Raw genomic sequence first — 18,006 nt, forward strand, 5'->3', positions numbered from 1 at the left:
ATCCTGTGGGAGCTGGCTTGCCGGCGATTGGGCTGCAAAGCAGCCCCGGCTCTAAATCAGGTACCGGACTTGATCCGTGTCCAGGCCCTGGTCCGAGCTCGCTCGGCATCCCGCGCCAAGGGCTTGAGGGTATACAGCTTGGCCATCGCCTCCGCTGTCGGATACAGGTTGGGGTTGTTGCGAATCGCCGGGTCGACCTTGTCGGTCGCATCCTTGTTCGGGTTCGGGTACCCGACAAAGTCGCTGATAGGCGCAATTACCTCAGGCCGCAGTAAGTAGTTGATGAACGCGTGGGCATCTTCCGGGTTGGTCGCGTTCTTCGGAATCGCCAGCATGTCGAACCAGATCGGTGCACCTTCCTTGGGCAGGCGCATGTCCACCACAACGCCATTCTTCGCCTCGCGGGCGCGGTTGGCTGCCTGAGAGAAGCTGCCGCTGTAGCCCACTGCCACGCAGATATCGCCGTTGGCGATGTCAGCCATGTACTTCGAGGAATGGAAGTAGGTGATGTGCGGGCGGATCTTCAGCATCAGCGCTTCGGCTTTCTTGTAATCAGCCGGTTTGTCGCTGTTCGGTGGCAGGCCCAGGTACTGCAGGGCCAGCGGCATGATCTCCGACGGCGAGTCGAGCAGGGCCACGCCGCATTGCTTGAGCTTGGCGATGTTCTCTTCCTTGAAGATCAGGTCCCAACTGTCCACCGGGGCGTTCTCGCCGAGCGCAGCCTTGACCTTGGCCGGGTTGAAGCCGATCAGCACTGTGCCGTACATGTAGGGTACGGCAAATTTGTTGCCGGGGTCGTTGGCTTCGATCAGCTTCATCAGCGCCGGGTCCAGGTGCTGCCAGTTCGGCAGCTTGCTGCGGTCCAGCGGCTGGAACACACCCGCTTCGATCTGCTTGGCGAGGAACACGTTGGATGGCACTACCACGTCATATCCTGAGTTGCCGGTCAGCAGTTTCGCTTCCAGCGCCTCGTTGGTGTCGAAGATGTCGTAGACCAGCTTCACTCCGCTGTCTTTCTGGAACTCGGTGAGAGTTTGCGGAGTGATGTAGTCGAACCAGTTGAACACCCGCAGGGTGCGCTGTTCGGTCTGGGCCTGCAGGGCACCGGTGAACAGGGTAGCGGCGATGAACGGGGCGAGCAGACGCTTGAGTCGAACCATTATCGGGCTCCTGGCTGGGCCTGCTGGAAGCCTTCCAGCACATTGACCGCGTTGATACCGATTTCTTCCACAGCGTAGCCGCCTTCCATCACGAACAGGGTCGGCTTGCCGAGCTGGGCGATGCGCTTGCCCATTTCCAGGTAGTCCGGGCTGTCCAGCTTGAACTGCGAGATCGGGTCGTCCTTGAAGGTATCCACGCCCAGCGAGATCACCAGCACGTCAGCGTCATAGGCGGCGATGCGCTGGCAGGCGTCCTCCAGGGCGGCGTTCCAGGCGGCCCAGTCGCTGCCAGCCGGCAGTGGGTAGTTGATGTTGCAGCCTTCGCCGGCACCCTCGCCGGTTTCATCGGCATAGCCGAGGAAGAACGGGAACTCGTCGCGCGGGTCGCCATGGATCGAGGCGAAGAACACATCGTTGCGGCTGTAGAAGATGTCCTGGGTGCCGTTGCCGTGGTGATAGTCGACATCGAGGATTGCGACCTTGCGCCGGCCCTGGTCAAGGAAGGCCTGGGCGGCGATGGCGGCGTTGTTCAGGTAGCAATAGCCGCCCATGACTTCGCCAGCCGCATGGTGCCCTGGCGGGCGGCACAGGGCGAAGGCGGAATGGGCGCCTTGCTGGATCGCCGCCTGGGCGGTGAGGGCGACCTGGGCGGCGCTGTAGGCAGCCTGCCAGGTACCGGCGGTGATCGGTGCGCCGGCGTCGAAGCTGTAGTAGCCCAGTTCACCGTGCAGGCCGGTGGGTTTTATCTGGCGCAGGGTGCGTGCGGGCCAGGTGAATGGCAGCAGGTCGCCATCCTGACCCAGTGCGGCCCAGCGCGCCCAGGCACCTTCGAAGAAATTCAGGTAATCGGCACTGTGGATGCGCAGCAACGGTGCACGGCCATAGTCGGTGGGGCCCTGGATGTCGCCAAGGTTGCGTTTTTTCACTTGGTCGAGCACATGGTCGGCGCGTGACGGCATTTCGAAACAGGGCATCAGCTTGCCGTCGATCAGCTCGCAGCGGCCATGGTGCAGGCGGTGGTCATCGGAATAGATCGTCAGCATTGTTGTTCTCCGGTAGGTACTGGCGTGGGCCCATTCTCATGGGCGGGCCAGTGGGGGAGAACGACGCAAGTGGCCAAAAGGGGATCGATGTGGCCAAGCTCTTTGGCCCGCTTTTCCTGTACCGGCCTCTTCGCGGGCGCGCCCGCTCCCACAGGTATCCCACAACACTGGGGAGTTGTGCAGATCCTGTGGGAGCGGGCAAGCCCGCGAAGAGGCCGGTACAGGTCAACCGCGGAAGTGACTGGGTGCGACGCCACTCCAACGCTGGAAGGCATGCCGAAAACTGGCGGTCTCGCTGAACCCCAGGCACTCGGCAATCCGATAGATCGGCATCTGCTCATCAGCCAGCAACTGCTTGGCCCGCTCGAACCTCAGTTCATCCAGCAGCTGTTGATAACTGCTGCCCAACGCCTGCAAATGCCGGCGCAGGGTGCGCGATGAGCAGTTCATCTGCCGCGCCAGCCCTTCCAGCCCGGGCGCTGCATCCAGTTGCTGCGCCAGCAGTTGGCGAATCCGCCCCAGCCAGGCCTGGCGGCCGGTGAATTCCAGGTTCAGGCGTCGGCAGCGTTCGCTCATGGCCTTGTGGGTAATCGGGTCGGCCAGCGGCAGTGGCGTGTCCAGCCAGCGCCGTTCGAAGGCAAAGGCATTGTCCTCGGCGTCGAAACCTACCGGGCACTGGAATGCCCCGGCATAGAGAGCATGGTAACCGGGCCGTGGGTGTTCAAAACGAGCACCCAGCAGGGGCAGCGGGCGGCCGAGCAGGTCGTCGCAGATGACCTTCAGCGACACCAGGCAGAACTCTGCATTGAAGGCGGTCAGCGCCGGGCTGTCGTGGTAGTCGCTGGCGCTGAGCCAGATGCGCTGGCCGTCGTCGAGCAAACGCAGCTTGAAGACTGTTCCCAGCAGTGCCGGATACTGCAGCGCCAAGCGCAAGGCGTCACCCAAAGTGGCACTGGAGAGCAGGGCGTAACCGAGCATGCCGTAGCACGACACATGCATGCGCTGGCCCAGCTCCAGGCCTATATCTTCGCGTCGGGCAACGGCGTTGGCGCACACCTGCAGTTCCTGCTGGGTGGTGATACGCGCATCGGCATGGCCCAGGTCTGCCGGGCCGATGCCGCTGCCGGCCAGCAGCGCCGACGCCTCGCAACCGTCTGCCTGGAAGACGTTGAGGATCAGCGAAACCGCGTTGAGGGTGGTCAGGTGGCTGTGCAGCATGCTGGGTAATCCCGTTGGCCTGGGACGCATTATGGAGCAAGTTGTGTGCCGATGTTCGGGGGGCCGCAGAGCGGCCCCAAAATCCTTCAGGCAAAAAAAAAGGCCCGAAGCATAGGCTCGGGCCTTGGAAAGGTTGAGAGGTGTCTAGTCCCTCGACCTGGTGAGACTGTTTACAGCGGCCTGGTTACGCCTTCAGCGGAACCAGACGGGGAGCGATCATGTTTTCCGGACGCAGGATGTCGTCGAGCATCGCGTCGTCCAGCAGCTTCTCTTCACGCACCAGTTCCAGTACGCCGCGGCCGGTTTCCAGGGCAACGCGGGCGATACGGGTGGCGTTTTCGTAGCCGATGTACGGGTTCAGTGCGGTGACCAGGCCGATCGAGTGCTCGACCAGTTCACGGCAGCGCTGTTCGTTGGCGGTGATACCGACGATGCAGTGCTCGCGCAGCATGTCCATGGCACGTTGCAGCAGGCGGATCGAGTCGAAGATCTTGTAGGCGATCAGCGGCTCCATCACGTTCAGCTGCAGCTGGCCACCTTCGGCGGCGACGGTCAGGGCCAGGTCGTTGCCCATGATGGCGAAGGCCACCTGGTTGACGGCTTCCGGGATAACCGGGTTGACCTTGCCTGGCATGATCGAGCTGCCTGGCTGACGCGCTGGCAGGTTGATTTCGTTGATGCCGGTGCGTGGGCCGCTGGACAGCAGGCGCAGGTCGTTGCAAATCTTCGACAGCTTGACTGCAGTACGCTTGAGCATGCCGGAGAACAGTACGAAGGCGCCCATGTCGGAGGTGGCTTCGATCAGGTCGGCAGCCGGTACCAGCGGTTGGCCGCTGATGGCAGCCAGGCGCTGTACGGCCAGGGCCTGGTAGCCAGGGTCGGCGTTGATGCCGGTACCGATGGCGGTACCGCCCAGGTTGATTTCGGTCAGCAGTTCCGGGGCCAGCGAGCGCAGGCGCTGCAGGTCTTCGGTCATGGTGGTGGCGAAGGCACGGAATTCCTGGCCCAGGGTCATCGGTACGGCGTCCTGCAGCTGGGTACGGCCCATCTTCAGTACGTGGTCGAACTCTTTACCCTTGGCAGCGAAGGCCTGGATCAGGCTGTCGAGGCTGGCCAGCAGCGCGTCGTGGCCCAGCAGCAGGCCCAGGCGGATAGCCGTCGGGTAGGCGTCGTTGGTCGACTGCGCCATGTTCACGTCGTTGTTCGGGTGCAGGTACTGGTACTCACCCTTCTGGTGGCCCATGGCCTCCAGCGCAACGTTGGCGATCACTTCGTTGGCGTTCATGTTGGTAGAAGTACCAGCACCGCCCTGGATCATGTCCACCACGAACTGGTCGTGGTAATCGCCTTTGATCAGGCGGGCGCAGGCTGCGGTGATGGCAGCGTGCTTGGCATCGCTCAGGTGGCCCAGCTCACGGTTGGCGTCAGCAGCAGCCTGCTTGACCATGGCCAGGGCCACGACCAGCTTCGGATAGTGCGACAGCGGAACACCGGAGAGGTGGAAGTTGTTGGCAGCGCGCAGGGTCTGGATGCCGTAGTAGGCATCTGCAGGAACTTCAAGGGTACCCAACAAATCTTTTTCGACGCGGAACGATGCAGCGGAGGACATGATGTATATCATCTCGATTTTGACCCGGCACATGCCGGAATGGCGCCAATCCTAGGCCTGAAGGTGATTTTGCGGCCAATGCTGTTGCACGCTAACCTATGCACAAACGGCATAGTGTTTCATGTGACGCCAATTGATGTTCGAGCGTGTTCCATTTTGGTGCACGCCAGGAGATGTGCTTCGTGAACCTTGAAAGCAAATGGCTGGAAGACTTCAGTGCGCTGGCTGCGACCCGCAGTTTTTCCCAGGCGGCAGAGCGGCGTTTCGTTACCCAACCTGCCTTCAGCCGGCGTATACGCAGTCTGGAAGCAGCTTTGGGCCTGCAATTGGTTAATCGTTCCCGCACGCCGATCGAACTGACCGAGGCCGGGCAGCTGTTTCTCGTCACCGCGCGTACTGTTGTCGACCAATTGAGCGAAATTCTCCGCCATTTGCATCACCTGGAGGGCGGGCAGGGTGAAGTGGTACAGGTGGCCGCTGCACACTCGCTGGCGTCGGGCTTTTTCCCGCGTTGGGTGGCCCAGTTGCGCAACGATGGTTTGAACATCGCCACCCGCCTGGTTGCGACCAACGTCGGAGATGCCGTGCATGCATTGCGTGAAGGTGGCTGCGACCTGATGCTGGCCTTCTATGACCCGGATGCCGCCTTGCAGATGGATGCCGAAATCTTCCCGTCGCTGCACATGGGCACCACTGAAATGTTGCCGGTGTGCGCCGTGGATGCCGACGGCAAGCCGTTGTTCGACCTGGAAGGCGAGGGCAGTGTGCCGCTGCTGGCGTATACCGCCGGCGCTTTCCTCGGTCGGTCGGTCAATTTGCTGCTGCGCCAGCGAAACCTGCGCTATACCACCGTCTACGAAACCGCCATGGCCGACAGCCTCAAGAGCATGGCGTTGGAGGGCATGGGCATCGCCTGGGTGCCGCGCCTGTCGATGCGTGGCGAACTGGAGCGGGGCGAACTGGCGATCTGCGGCGGCAGCCAGTGGCATGTGCCACTGGAAATTCGTCTGTACCGCTGCGCACTGGTGCGCAAGGCCAACGTCCGCTTGTTGTGGCGCAAGCTTGAGTCGTCAGGCGCACAAGGTGAGGCTTCAGTTTGAGTTGTATTTCAAGTAGTCCGCGATATTCGCGCGATTCTTGTCGCTGTAGCGGTAGCAATTGGATCGGGCCGGTACACGGGGGTGGGTGTACGTTTCACACACCCAGCCATTGAATTTCAGTTCGGCATCTTCGTGCGTGGCGCCTAGCAAATGACCGATTTCATGGGCTGGAGCACCGTATGCACCTGCCGACGCAATAGCCGTGTTTTGCTTCTGATAGGCAAGGCCGGCGTTGTAGTTCAGACCGCTGTGATCATAGCTGTTGCGCGTCAGCAGCAGCTGTTTATCCATAAAGGAAAAGGATGGGTGGCGCTGTTGTTCATGCAGTTGCCGGGTGAAGGCCTCGAGTAGTTGAGCGGACGGCATTCCTGCATAAGCAATATCGGTAATGTGTTCTACCTCGCGTTGAAATATGACCTCGATGGACTGTTGGCTGAAACTGCGCATCTCGTCCAGCCAATGCTGAAAGAAGTCCTTGTTCAATTGTTCATTGCTCATGTCGGCAAGGTCGTCGTGAACATAGACGGTGACGGTAAGCGAGCGGGCAGCAGTAGCAGCTGGCAGTTGCAAGCTGAGCACCAGGCCACACGAAAGCGCGAAGAGGCGTGAAACACTCATATGTACGTACCTGAGTTTTCGAGATCGGGGATACAAGCGTCTGGTATTCGTCGACCCAGAGGCGGCAGGAAAAAGTTGTCCTGCGAGACAGCTTGCCCTTTGATCCGACATGTGCTTGCGGGGGTGGGCGCAGGGCCTTGAAATACGCTACAATCCCGCGCCTTCGGCCGACCTGGTCGATTTAGAATCCGTATGACAAGCCACGCCGGCCCACCTGCGTGGCTTGTTGCTTTTAGCGCGCCAGAAGGCGCTTGCAGGAGAGGCTCGACGATGAGTGCACTGGTTGGCGTGATCATGGGCTCCAAGTCCGATTGGTCCACCCTTAGCCACACCGCCGATATGCTGGAAAAACTCGGCATTCCCTACGAGGTGAAGGTGGTTTCCGCCCACCGTACCCCGGATCTGCTGTTCCAGTATGCCGAGGAGGCTGAGGGTCGTGGCATCGAGGTGATCATCGCCGGTGCCGGTGGCGCTGCCCACCTGCCAGGCATGTGCGCCGCCAAGACCCACCTGCCGGTGCTGGGTGTGCCCGTACAATCGTCGATGCTGTCGGGTGTCGATTCGCTGCTGTCGATCGTGCAGATGCCAGCCGGCGTGCCGGTTGCCACCCTGGCCATCGGTCGTGCCGGTGCGGTCAACGCCGCGCTGCTGTCGGCCAGCATCCTCGGTGCCAAGTACCCGCAGTACCACGCGGCGCTCAAGCAGTTCCGCACGGAACAGACCGACACCGTGCTGGACAACCCAGACCCGCGCCAGGCTTGAGGCTCAACCCATGAAGATCGGTGTAATCGGTGGCGGCCAGCTGGGCCGCATGCTGGCCCTGGCGGGTACCCCGCTGGGCATGAACTTCGCCTTCCTCGACCCGGCGCCGGACGCCTGTGCTGCGCCGCTGGGCGAGCACCTGCGTGCCGACTACGGCGACCAGGACCACCTGCGCCAGCTGGCCGACGAAGTCGACCTGGTCACCTTCGAGTTCGAAAGCGTCCCGGCCGAGACCGTGGCCTTCCTCTCGCAGTTCGTGCCGGTGTACCCCAGCGCCGAAGCTCTGCGCATCGCCCGTGACCGCCTGTTCGAGAAGAGCATGTTCCGCGACCTGGGTATCCCTACCCCGGCCTTCGCCGACATCCTCTCGCAGGCCGACCTGGACGCCGCGGTGGCCAGCATCGGCCTGCCGGCCGTGCTGAAAACCCGCACCCTGGGTTACGACGGCAAGGGCCAGAAGGTGCTGCGCACGCCTGAGGACGTGGTCGGTACCTTTGCCGAGCTGGGCAGCGTACCTTGCCTGCTGGAAGGCTTTGTGCCGTTCACCGGCGAAGTGTCGCTGGTGGCCGTGCGTGCCCGTGATGGCGAAACCCGCTTCTACCCTCTGGTGCACAACACCCACGAAAGCGGCATCCTGCGCCTGTCGGTCGCCAGCCAGGCGCACCCGCTACAGGCCCTGGCCGAAGACTACGTGGGCCGCGTGCTCAAGCAACTGGACTATGTGGGCGTGATGGCCTTCGAGTTCTTCGAAGTCGGCGGCGGCCTGAAGGCCAACGAAATCGCCCCGCGCGTGCACAACTCCGGGCACTGGACCATCGAAGGCGCCGAGTGCAGCCAGTTCGAGAACCATCTGCGTGCCGTCGCCGGCCTGCCGCTGGGCTCGACCGCCAAGGTCGGCGAGAGCGCGATGCTCAATTTCATCGGTGAAGTGCCGGCGGTGGAAAAGGTCGTCGCCATCGGTGACTGCCACCTGCATCACTACGGCAAGGCGTTCAAGGCCGGTCGCAAGGTTGGCCACGCCACCCTGCGCTGCCACGACATGGCCACCCTCGAGCGCAAGATTGCCGAAGTAGAAGCCCTGATCGGCAACTGATCGAACTTCTACCAGCGGCTTGCCCTCTGAAATGGCAACGAGCCAAAGCGCTGTCTAGGCTTTGGCTTGTTCCATCTTCACTGCAGAGGGATTGCCATGGGTATCATTGGAACCATCTTCATCGGCCTCATCGTTGGCCTGCTGGCCCGCTTCATCAAGCCGGGCGACGACAGCATGGGCTGGATCATGACCATCCTGCTGGGGGTTGCCGGCTCCCTGCTGGCCACCTACGGCGGTCAGGCGCTGGGCATCTATCAGGCCGGGCAGGCTGCGGGATTCCTTGGCGCGCTGGTCGGTGCCGTGATCCTTCTGGTGATTTACGGATTCATCAAGAAGCGCTGATTAGTGGTTAGAATGCCCGGCAATTCACTGGAGTTGCCGAGCATTTTCATGCGTGCCTTTTTCCTCGTCTCACTGTTGTTGGCCAGCACCCTGGCCCATGCCGAACTGCCTGAAACCGACTGGCTGGAGCTGATGCCCGAGTCTGACCAGCAGGCGCTCGAGCAAATGCCCGAAATCGACCACAACTCGCCGGAAGCCATGGGTACCTTTACTGACAAGGGCGGCCTGAAGCAGAACAAGGGCCTGCCGGCGGTGATGTACTCGACCAAGACTGTGGCGGCCATGAATGGCAAGGATATTCGCCTTGGGGGCTACCCGGTACCGCTGGAGAGCGATGCCAAGGGCAACAGCACGCTGTTCTTCCTGGTGCCGTACCCAGGCGCGTGCATCCATGTGCCGCCGCCACCGCCGAACCAGCTGGTGCTGGTGCGCTACCCGAAGGGCCTGAAGATCGATGATATCTACACACCGCTGTGGGTCAGCGGCAAGCTGAAGGTGGAGAAGGTCAGCAATGACCTGGCCGATGCGGCCTATGCGCTGGATGCCGGGAAGGTGAGGGTGGTGGAGGACGCAGACCTCTGATTGCCTGCACCGGCGCTTTCGCAGGTTTACCCGCGAAGGGGCCCGAACAGGCACTGCAAGACTCAGATCATTTCACAGCCAATCCTGACCCCCAGCGAGCTGCTGCCCCCAGGCTTCAATTCCACCAGGTCATCCCACACATTCGCCGTCTCGATGCACAGCATCCGCTGCCACCCATCGTCGGCCATGTCCGGCAGTTCCCTGGCCCGTTCAGTCCAAGGGTTCCAGATCACCGCCGAGCGCGACCCACTGCTGGTCAAGGTAATGCGCCGCTCCCAGTGCGGGTCGACGATGCTCAGGGTTTGCGGGGTCGCCAGGTAGATCCGGTCAGTCTCCCCGGCAAACGCCAGCGGCCCCTTCTGCTGGCGCTGCTCCCAGTCCGCCAGGGTCTCGATATAGCTCAGCCCCTCCACCCCTTCGACCCGCGCCTGGCGCACGTCACTGACCGCGAAGTAGCTGTGCAGGGCCTGGCTGATGGTCACGGGGGTATTGCCCATGTTGCGGCTGGTCAGGTTCAGCTGCAGGTCCTCGCCCAGCTCCACTACCAGCTTCAGCTCGACGTCATGAGGCCAGCCAGGCAGGTCACCCTGCGCTTCCGGCAGTTCAAATTCGATGCGCAGGCCTTCGCCCGCTTCCTCGATACCCAGCAATTGCCAGTCGCGCGCGCGCGCCAGGCCGTGGGCGGGTGCCTGTTCGCCGTGGTACATGGCCTGCACGGCCTGGGGGTTGCGCTGCAGGTTGCCGAACCACGGCCAGCACACCGGCACACCGGCGCGTACCGACTTGCCCTTACGGAAGATGGCCTGGTCGCTCAGCCACAGCAGCGGTGGCTGGCCAACGCGCTGGTAGCTGAGGATCTGTGCGCCCTGCTGGGCGATCAGTAGTTCGGCGTGGTCGCTGCTGATACGCCAGCAGTTGAGTTCGCCATGTTGCTCGGTTACGACCTGGAAGGTAGCCATTGCATTTATCTCATTGATTGCCAGTGGGCCTTGGACCCGGGCACATGCAATGAGTTTACCGCCGGCGTGGCTCAGCGACGAGGTACGGAGCGGGTGCGGCCACTGCCGTCGATGGCGACGAAGACGAAGACTGCTTCGGTGACCTTGCGCCATTCGCTGGACAGCGGGTCGTCGCTCCACACTTCGACCATCATCTGGATCGAGCTGCGGCCGATTTCCAGGGTCTGGGTATAGAACGATAGCTGCGCGCCGACGGCGACCGGGACCAGAAAGGCCATGCGGTCGATGGCCACGGTGGCCACGCGGCCGCCGGCGACACGGCTGGCCATGGCGGTGCCGGCCAGGTCCATCTGGGCGACCAGCCAGCCGCCGAAGATGTCGCCAAACCCGTTGGTTTCGCGCGGGAGTGCGGTGATCTGCAAGGCCAGGTCGCCTTGCGGGATTGGATCTTCTTGTTCGAGCTCAATCATGCGATGGGGCCTCTGACCCGTGACGCTTTTCGTTGGTGTGGCGCAAAGGCCGGGTAAACGATTCAGCTTGAAACATACTACGCCGATTTCGTTTCACTGGGCGGCCGTAGGGAAACTCTGCGAAACCGCCTGACAGTAATGACCGGCGTTTTCGCACAACATCCCACGTTAGGAGCAACCTTTTCCTACGAAGTGCCAGTATATAGAGCATAACGGCCAGCGACGACCGCGCATTCATGAATATGTGTAGGGATTTTGTATCGCTTTCGGCGCAGCTCAGCAATTTGCTATCTTCGCCTGTCTTCCAATCCAGAAGCCGCATGCCAAGCGGCCTGCATGCCCACAAAGAGAACAATGAGCGATGACCTCCGTGCCGAGCAGTATCGAGCAGCCTTCGCGGCCGCTGACCCGCAGTGACTACAAGACCCTCTCACTGTCCGCCCTGGGCGGCGCGCTGGAGTTCTACGACTTCATCATTTTTGTGTTCTTCGCCACAGTGGTCGGCAAGCTGTTCTTCCCGGCTGACATGCCCGAATGGCTGCGCCTGATGCAAACCTTTGGCATTTTCGCCGCCGGCTACCTGGCGCGGCCGCTGGGCGGCATCATCATGGCCCACTTCGGCGACCTGCTAGGGCGCAAGAAGATGTTCACCCTCAGCATCTTCATGATGGCCCTGCCAACGCTGATCATGGGCCTGCTGCCCACTTATGCACAGATCGGCATGTGGGCGCCGATCCTGTTGCTGCTGATGCGCGTAATTCAGGGCGCGGCTATCGGCGGCGAGGTACCGGGCGCCTGGGTGTTCGTGTCCGAGCATGTGCCAGAGCGCAACACCGGCTACGCCTGCGGCACCCTCACTGCTGGCCTGACCGCAGGTATCCTGCTTGGCTCGCTGGTGGCGACCCTGATCAACACTGTGTACAGCGCACAGGAAGTGACAGATTACGCCTGGCGTATCCCGTTCCTGCTCGGCGGTGTATTCGGCCTGTTCTCGGTGTACCTGCGCCGTTGGCTGCACGAAACCCCGGTGTTCGCCGAGATGCAGCAGCGCAAGGCGCTGGCCGAGGAGCTGCCGTTGCGCGCGGTGCTGCGTGACCATCGCGGTGCGATCATCCTGTCGATGCTGCTGACCTGGATGCTGTCGGCCGCCATCGTGGTGCTCATCCTGATGACTCCGGCGCTGCTGCAGAGCATCTACCACATCAGCCCCACCGACTCGCTCAAGGCCAACAGCCTGGCCATCGTGCTGCTCAGCTTCGGCTGCATCGGCGCTGGCAGCCTGGCCGATCGCTTCGGCGCGGGCCGGGTGTTCGTGATCGGCAGCCTGCTGCTGCTGGCGACCTCCTGGACCTTCTACCACAGCCTGCCGACCCGGCCCGAGCTGCTGTTCCCGCTGTATGCAGTGACCGGCCTGTGCGTGGGCGTGATTGGCGCGGTGCCTTATGTGATGGTCAAGGCGTTCCCGGCGGTGGTGCGCTTCAGCGGGCTGTCGTTCTCGTACAACGTGGCCTACGCGATCTTTGGCGGGCTGACACCGATGGTGGTGACTGCGCTGCTGAAAGTGAGCCCGATGGCGCCGGCCTACTATGTGGCGGGGCTGTGTGCCGTTGGTCTGGTCGTGGGTCTGTACCTGCTCGCCAACAAGCGCTGATCTACGCCAGGGCTACTGGCCTCTTCGCGGGCACGCCCGCTCCCACAAGGGTCACACAGCCCCTGTGGGAGCGGGCGTGCCCGCGAAGAGGCCAGACCTGCTTTTGATGATGGCCTTTCATCCAATTGTCATATTCAAGTCATATCGTATTCATGCGGCCTACAGATACTTGGGCCCGTTCCATCCAACACCCCAATATTCCTGCTAGGAGCAAGGCATGAAACTGAAGCGTTTGATGGCGGCCCTCACCTTTGCCGCCGCTGGCGTTGCAACCGCCAACGCGGTAGCCGCTGTCGATCCTGCGATCCCGACCTACACCAAGACCACTGGTGTTTCGGGCAACCTCTCCAGCGTCGGTTCGGACACCCTCGCCAACCTGATGACTCTGTGGGCCGAGGCCTACAAGAAGGAATATCCGAACGTAAACATCCAGATCCAGGCTGCCGGCTCCTCCACCGCGCCACCCGCGCTGACCGAAGGCACCGCCAACCTTGGCCCGATGAGCCGCAAGATGAAGGACGTCGAGCTGCAGGCCTTCGAGCAGAAGTACGGCTACAAACCGACCGCCATCCCGGTCGCCGTAGACGCCCTGGCTGTGTTCGTGCACAAGGACAACCCGATCAAAGGCCTGACCATGGCCCAGGTCGACGCCATCTTCTCTTCCACCCGCCTGTGCGGTGGCAAAGCCGACGTCAAGACCTGGGGTGACCTGGGCGTGACCGGCGACCTGGCCAACAAGCCGGTGCAGCTGTTCGGCCGTAACTCGGTATCGGGCACCTACGGCTACTTCAAGGAAGAAGCCCTGTGCAAAGGCGACTTCAAGCCTAACGTCAACGAACAGCCTGGCTCGGCTTCGGTCGTGCAATCGATCAGCTCCTCGCTGAACGGCATCGGCTACTCGGGTATCGGCTACAAGACCGCCAGCGTCAAGACCGTGGCCCTGGCCAAGAAGGAAGGCGGTGAGTTCGTTGAGGACAATGAAGCCAACGCCCTGAACGGCACCTACCCGCTGTCGCGCTTCCTGTACGTCTACGTCAACAAGGCCCCGAACAAGCCTCTGGCCCCGCTGGAAGCCGAGTTCGTCAAGCTGGTGCTGTCGCAAGCTGGCCAGCAGGTCGTGGTGAAGGATGGCTACATCCCGCTGCCGGCCAAAGTCGTCGACAAGACCTTGGCTGACCTGGGCCTGTCCCACGCAGGTAACGTCGCAAAAAAGTAAGTAACTGAAGGGGAGGCCGGCGCTGATGCCCGGCCTCTTCCACGAAGCTCCAGTCCGAAGCCAGGTTTCCTGTGCGGCGGGCTTTCGTGCGTCACCACTTTGTAATGTTTTTGTCACACGGGACCGCTAGGGTGTGCGCATGAATGATCTGGCCAATTCCAACATGACCCAAAACTCCCAGCCCGTGCGGATTGATTTCAATACGCCGGAGTTGCAACGCAAGCGCCGCATGCGCGCGCTAAAGGACCGCCTGACCCGCTGGTATGTACTGGTAGGCGGGCTTGCCGTATTGGCGGCTATCACCCTGATCTTCTTCTATCTGGCCTATGTGGTGCTGCCGCTGTTCCAGGGGGCCGAGCTGACCAGCAAAAAAGCCCTGGAGCCGACCTGGCTGCAACAGGATGCCGGCAAGCCGCTGATGATCGCGCTTGAAGAGCAGAACCTGGTGGGCATGCGTGTTTCGGACAAGGGCCAGGCACTGTTCTTCGATACCAAGACCGGTAACGAGCTCAAGCGTGTCGACCTGCCACTGCCGGCAGGCACCCAGGTCACTTCGATCAGTGCCGACCAGCCGGGTAGCCCGCTGGTGGTGCTGGGCTTGTCCAATGGCCAGGCGCTGGTGTTTCACCACACCTACAAGATCACCTACCCGGACAACAAGAAAACCATCGCCCCCGGCATCGACTACCCGTACGGCGAGCAGCCGTTCGTGCTCGACGAGCAGGGGCGTGCGCTGGATCATGTCAGCGTAAACGTTAATGGCGACACCCTGCTGCTGGCTGCTTCCACCGGCGCGCACCTGCAGGTGGTCGAGTTGATCCGCACCGAGAACATGATGACCGAAGAGGTCACGACCGAGCAGAACCGCATCGAACTGCCGCAGATGACCGAAACGGTGAAGAACATCTTCATCGACCCGCGTCAGCAGTGGCTGTACGTGATCAACGGCCGTGCCACCGCGGACGTGTTCAACCTGCGCGACAAGAGCCTCAACGGCCGCTACAAACTGTCTGAAAGCGCCGACACCGAAATTACCGCCACCGCCCAGCTGGTCGGCGGCATCTCGCTGATCATCGGTGATTCCAAGGGCGGCCTGGCCCAGTGGTTCATGGCCCGTGACCCGGATGGTGAATCGCGCTTCAAGCTGATCCGCACTTTCCAGATGGGCAAGGCCGCAGTCGTGCAGATCGACGCCGAAGAGCGTCGCAAGGGCTTCGTGGCCCTCGACGCCGCAGGCGAGCTGGGCGTGTTCCACAGCACCGCGCACCGTACCCTGCTGGTCGAGCCGGCCGCCGAAGGCCCAGGCATCCTGGCCCTGTCGCCACGTGCCAACCGCATCATCATCGAGGAAGGTGGCAAGCTGCTGCCACTTAGCCTGCGCAACCCGCACCCGGAAATTTCCTTCAGCGCGCTGTGGGGCAAGGTGTGGTACGAGAACTACGACGAGCCGAAATACGTCTGGCAATCGACCGCTTCGAACACCGACTTCGAGCCCAAACTGAGCCTGTCGCCGCTAACCTTCGGTACCCTCAAGGCTGCGTTCTACGCCATGATCCTGGCGGCCCCGCTGGCGATTGCCGCGGCCATCTACACTGCCTACTTCATGGCCCCGGGCATGCGCCGCAAGGTCAAGCCGGTGATCGAACTGATGGAAGCGATGCCGACGGTGATCCTCGGCTTCTTCGCCGGCCTGTTCCTGGCCCCGTATCTGGAAGGCCACCTGCCGGGCGTGTTCAGCCTGTTCCTGCTGATGCCGCTCGGTATCCTGCTGGCCGGCTTCGCCTGGACCCGCCTGCCCGAGTCGATTCGCCTGCGTATCCCGGATGGCTGGGAAGCGGCGATCCTGATCCCGGTCATCCTGTTCACCGGGTGGTTCGCCCTGACCATGAGCCCGCACCTCGAGAACTGGTTCTTTGGCGGTGACATGCGCCTGTGGATCACCAACGACCTGGGGATAACCTACGACCAGCGCAATGCCCTGGTCGTGGGTATCGCCATGGGCTTCGCGGTCATCCCGAACATCTACTCCATCGCCGAAGACGCCGTGTTCAGTGTGCCGCGCAGCCTGACCCTGGGCTCCCTGGCGCTGGGTGCGACGCCCTGGCAGACCCTGACCCGCGTGGTCATCCTCACCGCCAGCCCAGGTATATTCTCGGCGCTGATGATCGGCATGGGCCGTGCGGTGGGCGAGACCATGATCGTGCTGATGGCCACCGGCAACACCCCGGTGATGGAGCTGAACCTGTTCGAGGGCATGCGCACCCTGGCCGCCAACGTGGCGGTGGAAATGCCGGAATCGGAAGTCGGCGGCAGCCACTACCGCGTGCTGTTCCTGGCCGCGCTGGTGCTGCTGATGTTCACCTTCATCATGAACACCTTGGCCGAGCTGATTCGCCAGCGTCTGCGCAAGAAATACTCGTCGCTTTGATAGAAAGGTAGCGATCCGTGAAAAAGGATTCCCTCAAAGGCTGGTTCAAGAGCGGCGCCCCAGGCGTCTGGATGAGCGGCGGCGCGGTGGCCATGGCAGTGATCATGACCGTTGGCCTGCTGGCGGTGATTGCCGTGCGCGGCCTGGGCCACTTCTGGCCGGCCGATCTTGTCCAGGCTACCTACAAGGTGCCGGGCCAGGCCGACCATGTCGTCATTGGCGAAGTGGTGCAAAAGGAAGAAGTACCCCGTGCCCGCCTGAAGGGCGCTGGCCTGCCAGTGCCTGACCAAGGCCCGGAGTTCATGACCCGTGAGCTGATCAAGGTGGGCAACCGCGACCTCAACGGCAGCGACTTCACCTGGGTGGTCGGCGACTGGCTGGTCGACGAAAGGCACCCGACCGACCTGGTCGCCCTGGAGCGCCGCGAGTGGGGCAACTTCTACGGTTACCTGGTCAGCGTCAAGGAAGAAGGCCGCGTGGTCGCCGAAGGCGCTGCGGCCTGGGCCGAGCTGCAGGCCCGCCTCAAGCGCGCCAACCAGCTCAACAGCGAACTGCAAAGCCTCGAAAAGAAAGACATCGGCGCCATCAACCATGGCCTCGAGCGCCTGCGTCTGCAAGCGCGCAAGCTGGAGCTGGACGGCAAGCTGGACGCCGCCGCCCAGGCCGATATGGACGCCGAGCGCGCCGAGCTGAACAGTCGCTACAAGGCCATCGAAGACCGCCTGGCCGGTCTGCACCAGGCCTTCGCCCGCGACAGCCTGGTGGCCCGTGATGGCAACGGCCGTGAAGTGGAAATCAACCTCAGCAAGGTGGTGCACGCCATCCAGCCTAACGCCATGTCGGGGTTCACCAAGCTGGGCACCTACTTTACCAAGGTCTGGGAGTTCCTCAGCGATGACCCGCGTGAAGCCAACACTGAGGGCGGTATCTTCCCGGCCATCTTCGGTACCGTGATGATGACCCTGATCATGGCCGTGATCGTCACCCCGTTCGGTGTGCTGGCTGCCGTGTACCTGCGCGAATACGCCAGACAGGGCCCGGTGACCCGCTTGATCCGCATCGCGGTGAACAACCTGGCGGGTGTGCCGGCGATCGTCTACGGCGTGTTCGGCTTGGGCTTCTTCGTCTACGTGCTGGGTGGCTCGATCGACCGCCTGTTCTTCCCCGAAGCACTGCCGGCGCCAACCCTGGGTACCCCAGGCCTGTTGTGGGCATCGCTGACCCTGGCGCTGCTGGCCGTGCCGGTGGTGATCGTGGCCACCGAGGAAGGCCTGGCGCGTATCCCGCGCACCGTGCGCGAAGGCTCGCTGGCCCTGGGCGCTACCAAGGCCGAAACCCTGTGGAAGATCGTCCTGCCGATGGCCAGCCCGGCGATGATGACCGGCATGATCCTCGCCGTAGCCCGCGCCGCCGGTGAAGTGGCGCCGTTGATGCTGGTGGGTGTGGTAAAGCTGGCTCCATCCCTGCCGGTGGACGGGAACTACCCGTACCTGCACCTGGACCAGAAGATCATGCACCTGGGCTTCCATATCTATGACGTCGGCTTCCAGAGCCCCAACGTAGAAGCCGCGCGGCCTCTGGTATACGCCACGGCGTTGCTGCTGGTGCTGGTGATCGCGGCCCTCAACCTCTCGGCCGTGTGGATCCGTAACCACCTGCGCGAGAAGTACAAGGCCCTCGACAGCTGATCCTGATTGCAAGCGTGCCGCCCGTGAAACGGGCGGCCCTTAGAAACGAATTGTTAGCGTATGGAGT

General features: G+C 62.4%; 16 protein-coding genes. 9 read left to right on the forward strand and 7 right to left on the reverse strand.

Annotated features, from left to right (window positions below; translation table 11 throughout):
• Positions 1–56 precede the first annotated feature (56 nt).
• From IMX18_RS24575 to aspA, 4 genes are all read right to left on the reverse strand, one after another.
• Positions 57–1,160 carry a polyamine ABC transporter substrate-binding protein gene (locus IMX18_RS24575; protein ID WP_015272359.1) on the reverse strand — a complete coding sequence of 368 codons (1,104 nt, stop codon included), beginning with the start codon at positions 1,158–1,160 and terminating at the stop codon, positions 57–59.
• Positions 1,160–2,203, reverse strand: a complete 1,044-nt coding sequence (locus IMX18_RS24580; protein ID WP_015272358.1) for a histone deacetylase family protein — start codon at positions 2,201–2,203, stop codon at positions 1,160–1,162. The genes IMX18_RS24575 and IMX18_RS24580 overlap by 1 nt, the downstream gene beginning before the upstream one ends.
• Positions 2,204–2,428: 225 nt before the next feature.
• Positions 2,429–3,421: an AraC family transcriptional regulator gene (locus IMX18_RS24585; protein ID WP_217190002.1), complete on the reverse strand. Its 993-nt coding sequence runs from the start codon at positions 3,419–3,421 to the stop codon at positions 2,429–2,431.
• A gap of 184 nt (positions 3,422–3,605) precedes the next feature.
• Entirely contained in the window at positions 3,606–5,030 is a 1,425-nt protein-coding gene (gene aspA / locus IMX18_RS24590) for an aspartate ammonia-lyase (protein ID WP_003260072.1), read from the reverse strand.
• 182 nt (positions 5,031–5,212) lie between these two features.
• Here aspA and IMX18_RS24595 point away from each other — a divergent pair, with 182 nt between their 5' ends.
• Positions 5,213–6,130 carry a LysR substrate-binding domain-containing protein gene (locus IMX18_RS24595; RefSeq protein WP_013974829.1) on the forward strand — a complete coding sequence of 306 codons (918 nt, stop codon included), beginning with the start codon at positions 5,213–5,215 and terminating at the stop codon, positions 6,128–6,130.
• Here IMX18_RS24595 and IMX18_RS24600 read toward each other — a convergent pair.
• The gene (locus tag IMX18_RS24600) at positions 6,122–6,748 is read right to left on the reverse strand and encodes a zinc metalloprotease (protein WP_015272356.1); all 627 of its coding nucleotides are present in this window, start codon (positions 6,746–6,748) and stop codon (positions 6,122–6,124) included. The genes IMX18_RS24595 and IMX18_RS24600 overlap by 9 nt on opposite strands.
• A 270-nt stretch (positions 6,749–7,018) precedes the next feature.
• On the opposite strand from IMX18_RS24600, the gene purE reads away from it, so the two are divergent.
• From purE to IMX18_RS24620, 4 genes are all read left to right on the forward strand, one after another.
• Complete coding sequence (purE, locus tag IMX18_RS24605) at positions 7,019–7,510, forward strand: 5-(carboxyamino)imidazole ribonucleotide mutase (RefSeq protein WP_003253304.1); 492 nt, start codon at positions 7,019–7,021, stop codon at positions 7,508–7,510.
• A 10-nt stretch (positions 7,511–7,520) separates the two neighbouring features.
• Complete coding sequence (locus IMX18_RS24610; RefSeq protein WP_015272355.1) at positions 7,521–8,603, forward strand: 5-(carboxyamino)imidazole ribonucleotide synthase; 1,083 nt, start codon at positions 7,521–7,523, stop codon at positions 8,601–8,603.
• 96 nt (positions 8,604–8,699) lie between these two features.
• On the forward strand, positions 8,700–8,945 hold the full coding sequence (locus IMX18_RS24615) for a GlsB/YeaQ/YmgE family stress response membrane protein (protein WP_015272354.1): 246 nt from the start codon (positions 8,700–8,702) through the stop codon (positions 8,943–8,945).
• Positions 8,946–8,993: 48 nt separating this feature from the next.
• Positions 8,994–9,527 (forward strand): DUF3299 domain-containing protein, encoded by a 534-nt coding sequence (locus tag IMX18_RS24620; RefSeq protein WP_015272353.1) that lies wholly within the window; start codon positions 8,994–8,996, stop codon positions 9,525–9,527.
• 62 nt (positions 9,528–9,589) lie between these two features.
• Here the strand turns inward: IMX18_RS24620 and IMX18_RS24625 are convergent, their stop codons facing one another.
• Both IMX18_RS24625 and IMX18_RS24630 read right to left on the reverse strand, forming a co-directional pair.
• Positions 9,590–10,486 (reverse strand): D-hexose-6-phosphate mutarotase, encoded by an 897-nt coding sequence (locus IMX18_RS24625; protein ID WP_061304780.1) that lies wholly within the window; start codon positions 10,484–10,486, stop codon positions 9,590–9,592.
• Between the two features lie 71 nt (positions 10,487–10,557).
• On the reverse strand, positions 10,558–10,956 hold the full coding sequence (locus tag IMX18_RS24630; RefSeq protein WP_003253317.1) for an acyl-CoA thioesterase: 399 nt from the start codon (positions 10,954–10,956) through the stop codon (positions 10,558–10,560).
• Between the two features lie 361 nt (positions 10,957–11,317).
• On the opposite strand from IMX18_RS24630, the gene IMX18_RS24635 reads away from it, so the two are divergent.
• From IMX18_RS24635 to pstA, 4 genes are all read left to right on the forward strand, one after another.
• Positions 11,318–12,607, forward strand: a complete 1,290-nt coding sequence (locus IMX18_RS24635) for an MFS transporter (RefSeq protein ID WP_217190001.1) — start codon at positions 11,318–11,320, stop codon at positions 12,605–12,607.
• Positions 12,608–12,824: 217 nt separating this feature from the next.
• Positions 12,825–13,823, forward strand: coding sequence for a phosphate ABC transporter substrate-binding protein PstS (locus IMX18_RS24640; protein ID WP_013974822.1), 999 nt, complete (start codon positions 12,825–12,827; stop codon positions 13,821–13,823).
• 139 nt (positions 13,824–13,962) lie between these two features.
• Positions 13,963–16,251 carry an ABC transporter permease subunit gene (locus IMX18_RS24645; RefSeq protein WP_137137770.1) on the forward strand — a complete coding sequence of 763 codons (2,289 nt, stop codon included), beginning with the start codon at positions 13,963–13,965 and terminating at the stop codon, positions 16,249–16,251.
• 71 nt (positions 16,252–16,322) lie between these two features.
• A complete protein-coding gene (gene pstA / locus IMX18_RS24650) occupies positions 16,323–17,939 on the forward strand; it encodes a phosphate ABC transporter permease PstA (RefSeq protein WP_170976287.1) in 1,617 nt (538 codons plus the stop codon).
• Positions 17,940–18,006: the final 67 nt, after the last annotated feature.

The organism is Pseudomonas shirazica (assembly GCF_015168335.1).
GTDB classification, from domain to species: Bacteria; Pseudomonadota; Gammaproteobacteria; order Pseudomonadales; family Pseudomonadaceae; genus Aquipseudomonas; species Aquipseudomonas asiatica.

Bases quoted from the DNA above. Each gene is read 5' to 3' on its own strand.
- IMX18_RS24640 (WP_013974822.1), top strand. From the start codon at position 12,825: ATGAAACTGAAGCGTTTGATGGCGGCCCTCACCTTTGCCGCCGCTGGC.
- IMX18_RS24585 (WP_217190002.1), bottom strand. From the start codon at position 3,421: ATGCTGCACAGCCACCTGACCACCCTCAACGCGGTTTCGCTGATCCTC.
- IMX18_RS24645 (WP_137137770.1), top strand. From the start codon at position 13,963: ATGAATGATCTGGCCAATTCCAACATGACCCAAAACTCCCAGCCCGTG.
- IMX18_RS24610 (WP_015272355.1), top strand. From the start codon at position 7,521: ATGAAGATCGGTGTAATCGGTGGCGGCCAGCTGGGCCGCATGCTGGCC.
- pstA (WP_170976287.1), top strand. From the start codon at position 16,323: ATGAGCGGCGGCGCGGTGGCCATGGCAGTGATCATGACCGTTGGCCTG.
- purE (WP_003253304.1), top strand. From the start codon at position 7,019: ATGAGTGCACTGGTTGGCGTGATCATGGGCTCCAAGTCCGATTGGTCC.
- IMX18_RS24580 (WP_015272358.1), bottom strand. From the start codon at position 2,203: ATGCTGACGATCTATTCCGATGACCACCGCCTGCACCATGGCCGCTGC.
- aspA (WP_003260072.1), bottom strand. From the start codon at position 5,030: ATGTCCTCCGCTGCATCGTTCCGCGTCGAAAAAGATTTGTTGGGTACC.
- IMX18_RS24625 (WP_061304780.1), bottom strand. From the start codon at position 10,486: ATGGCTACCTTCCAGGTCGTAACCGAGCAACATGGCGAACTCAACTGC.
- IMX18_RS24630 (WP_003253317.1), bottom strand. From the start codon at position 10,956: ATGATTGAGCTCGAACAAGAAGATCCAATCCCGCAAGGCGACCTGGCC.
- IMX18_RS24600 (WP_015272356.1), bottom strand. From the start codon at position 6,748: ATGAGTGTTTCACGCCTCTTCGCGCTTTCGTGTGGCCTGGTGCTCAGC.
- IMX18_RS24620 (WP_015272353.1), top strand. From the start codon at position 8,994: ATGCGTGCCTTTTTCCTCGTCTCACTGTTGTTGGCCAGCACCCTGGCC.
- IMX18_RS24635 (WP_217190001.1), top strand. From the start codon at position 11,318: ATGACCTCCGTGCCGAGCAGTATCGAGCAGCCTTCGCGGCCGCTGACC.
- IMX18_RS24575 (WP_015272359.1), bottom strand. From the start codon at position 1,160: ATGGTTCGACTCAAGCGTCTGCTCGCCCCGTTCATCGCCGCTACCCTG.
- IMX18_RS24615 (WP_015272354.1), top strand. From the start codon at position 8,700: ATGGGTATCATTGGAACCATCTTCATCGGCCTCATCGTTGGCCTGCTG.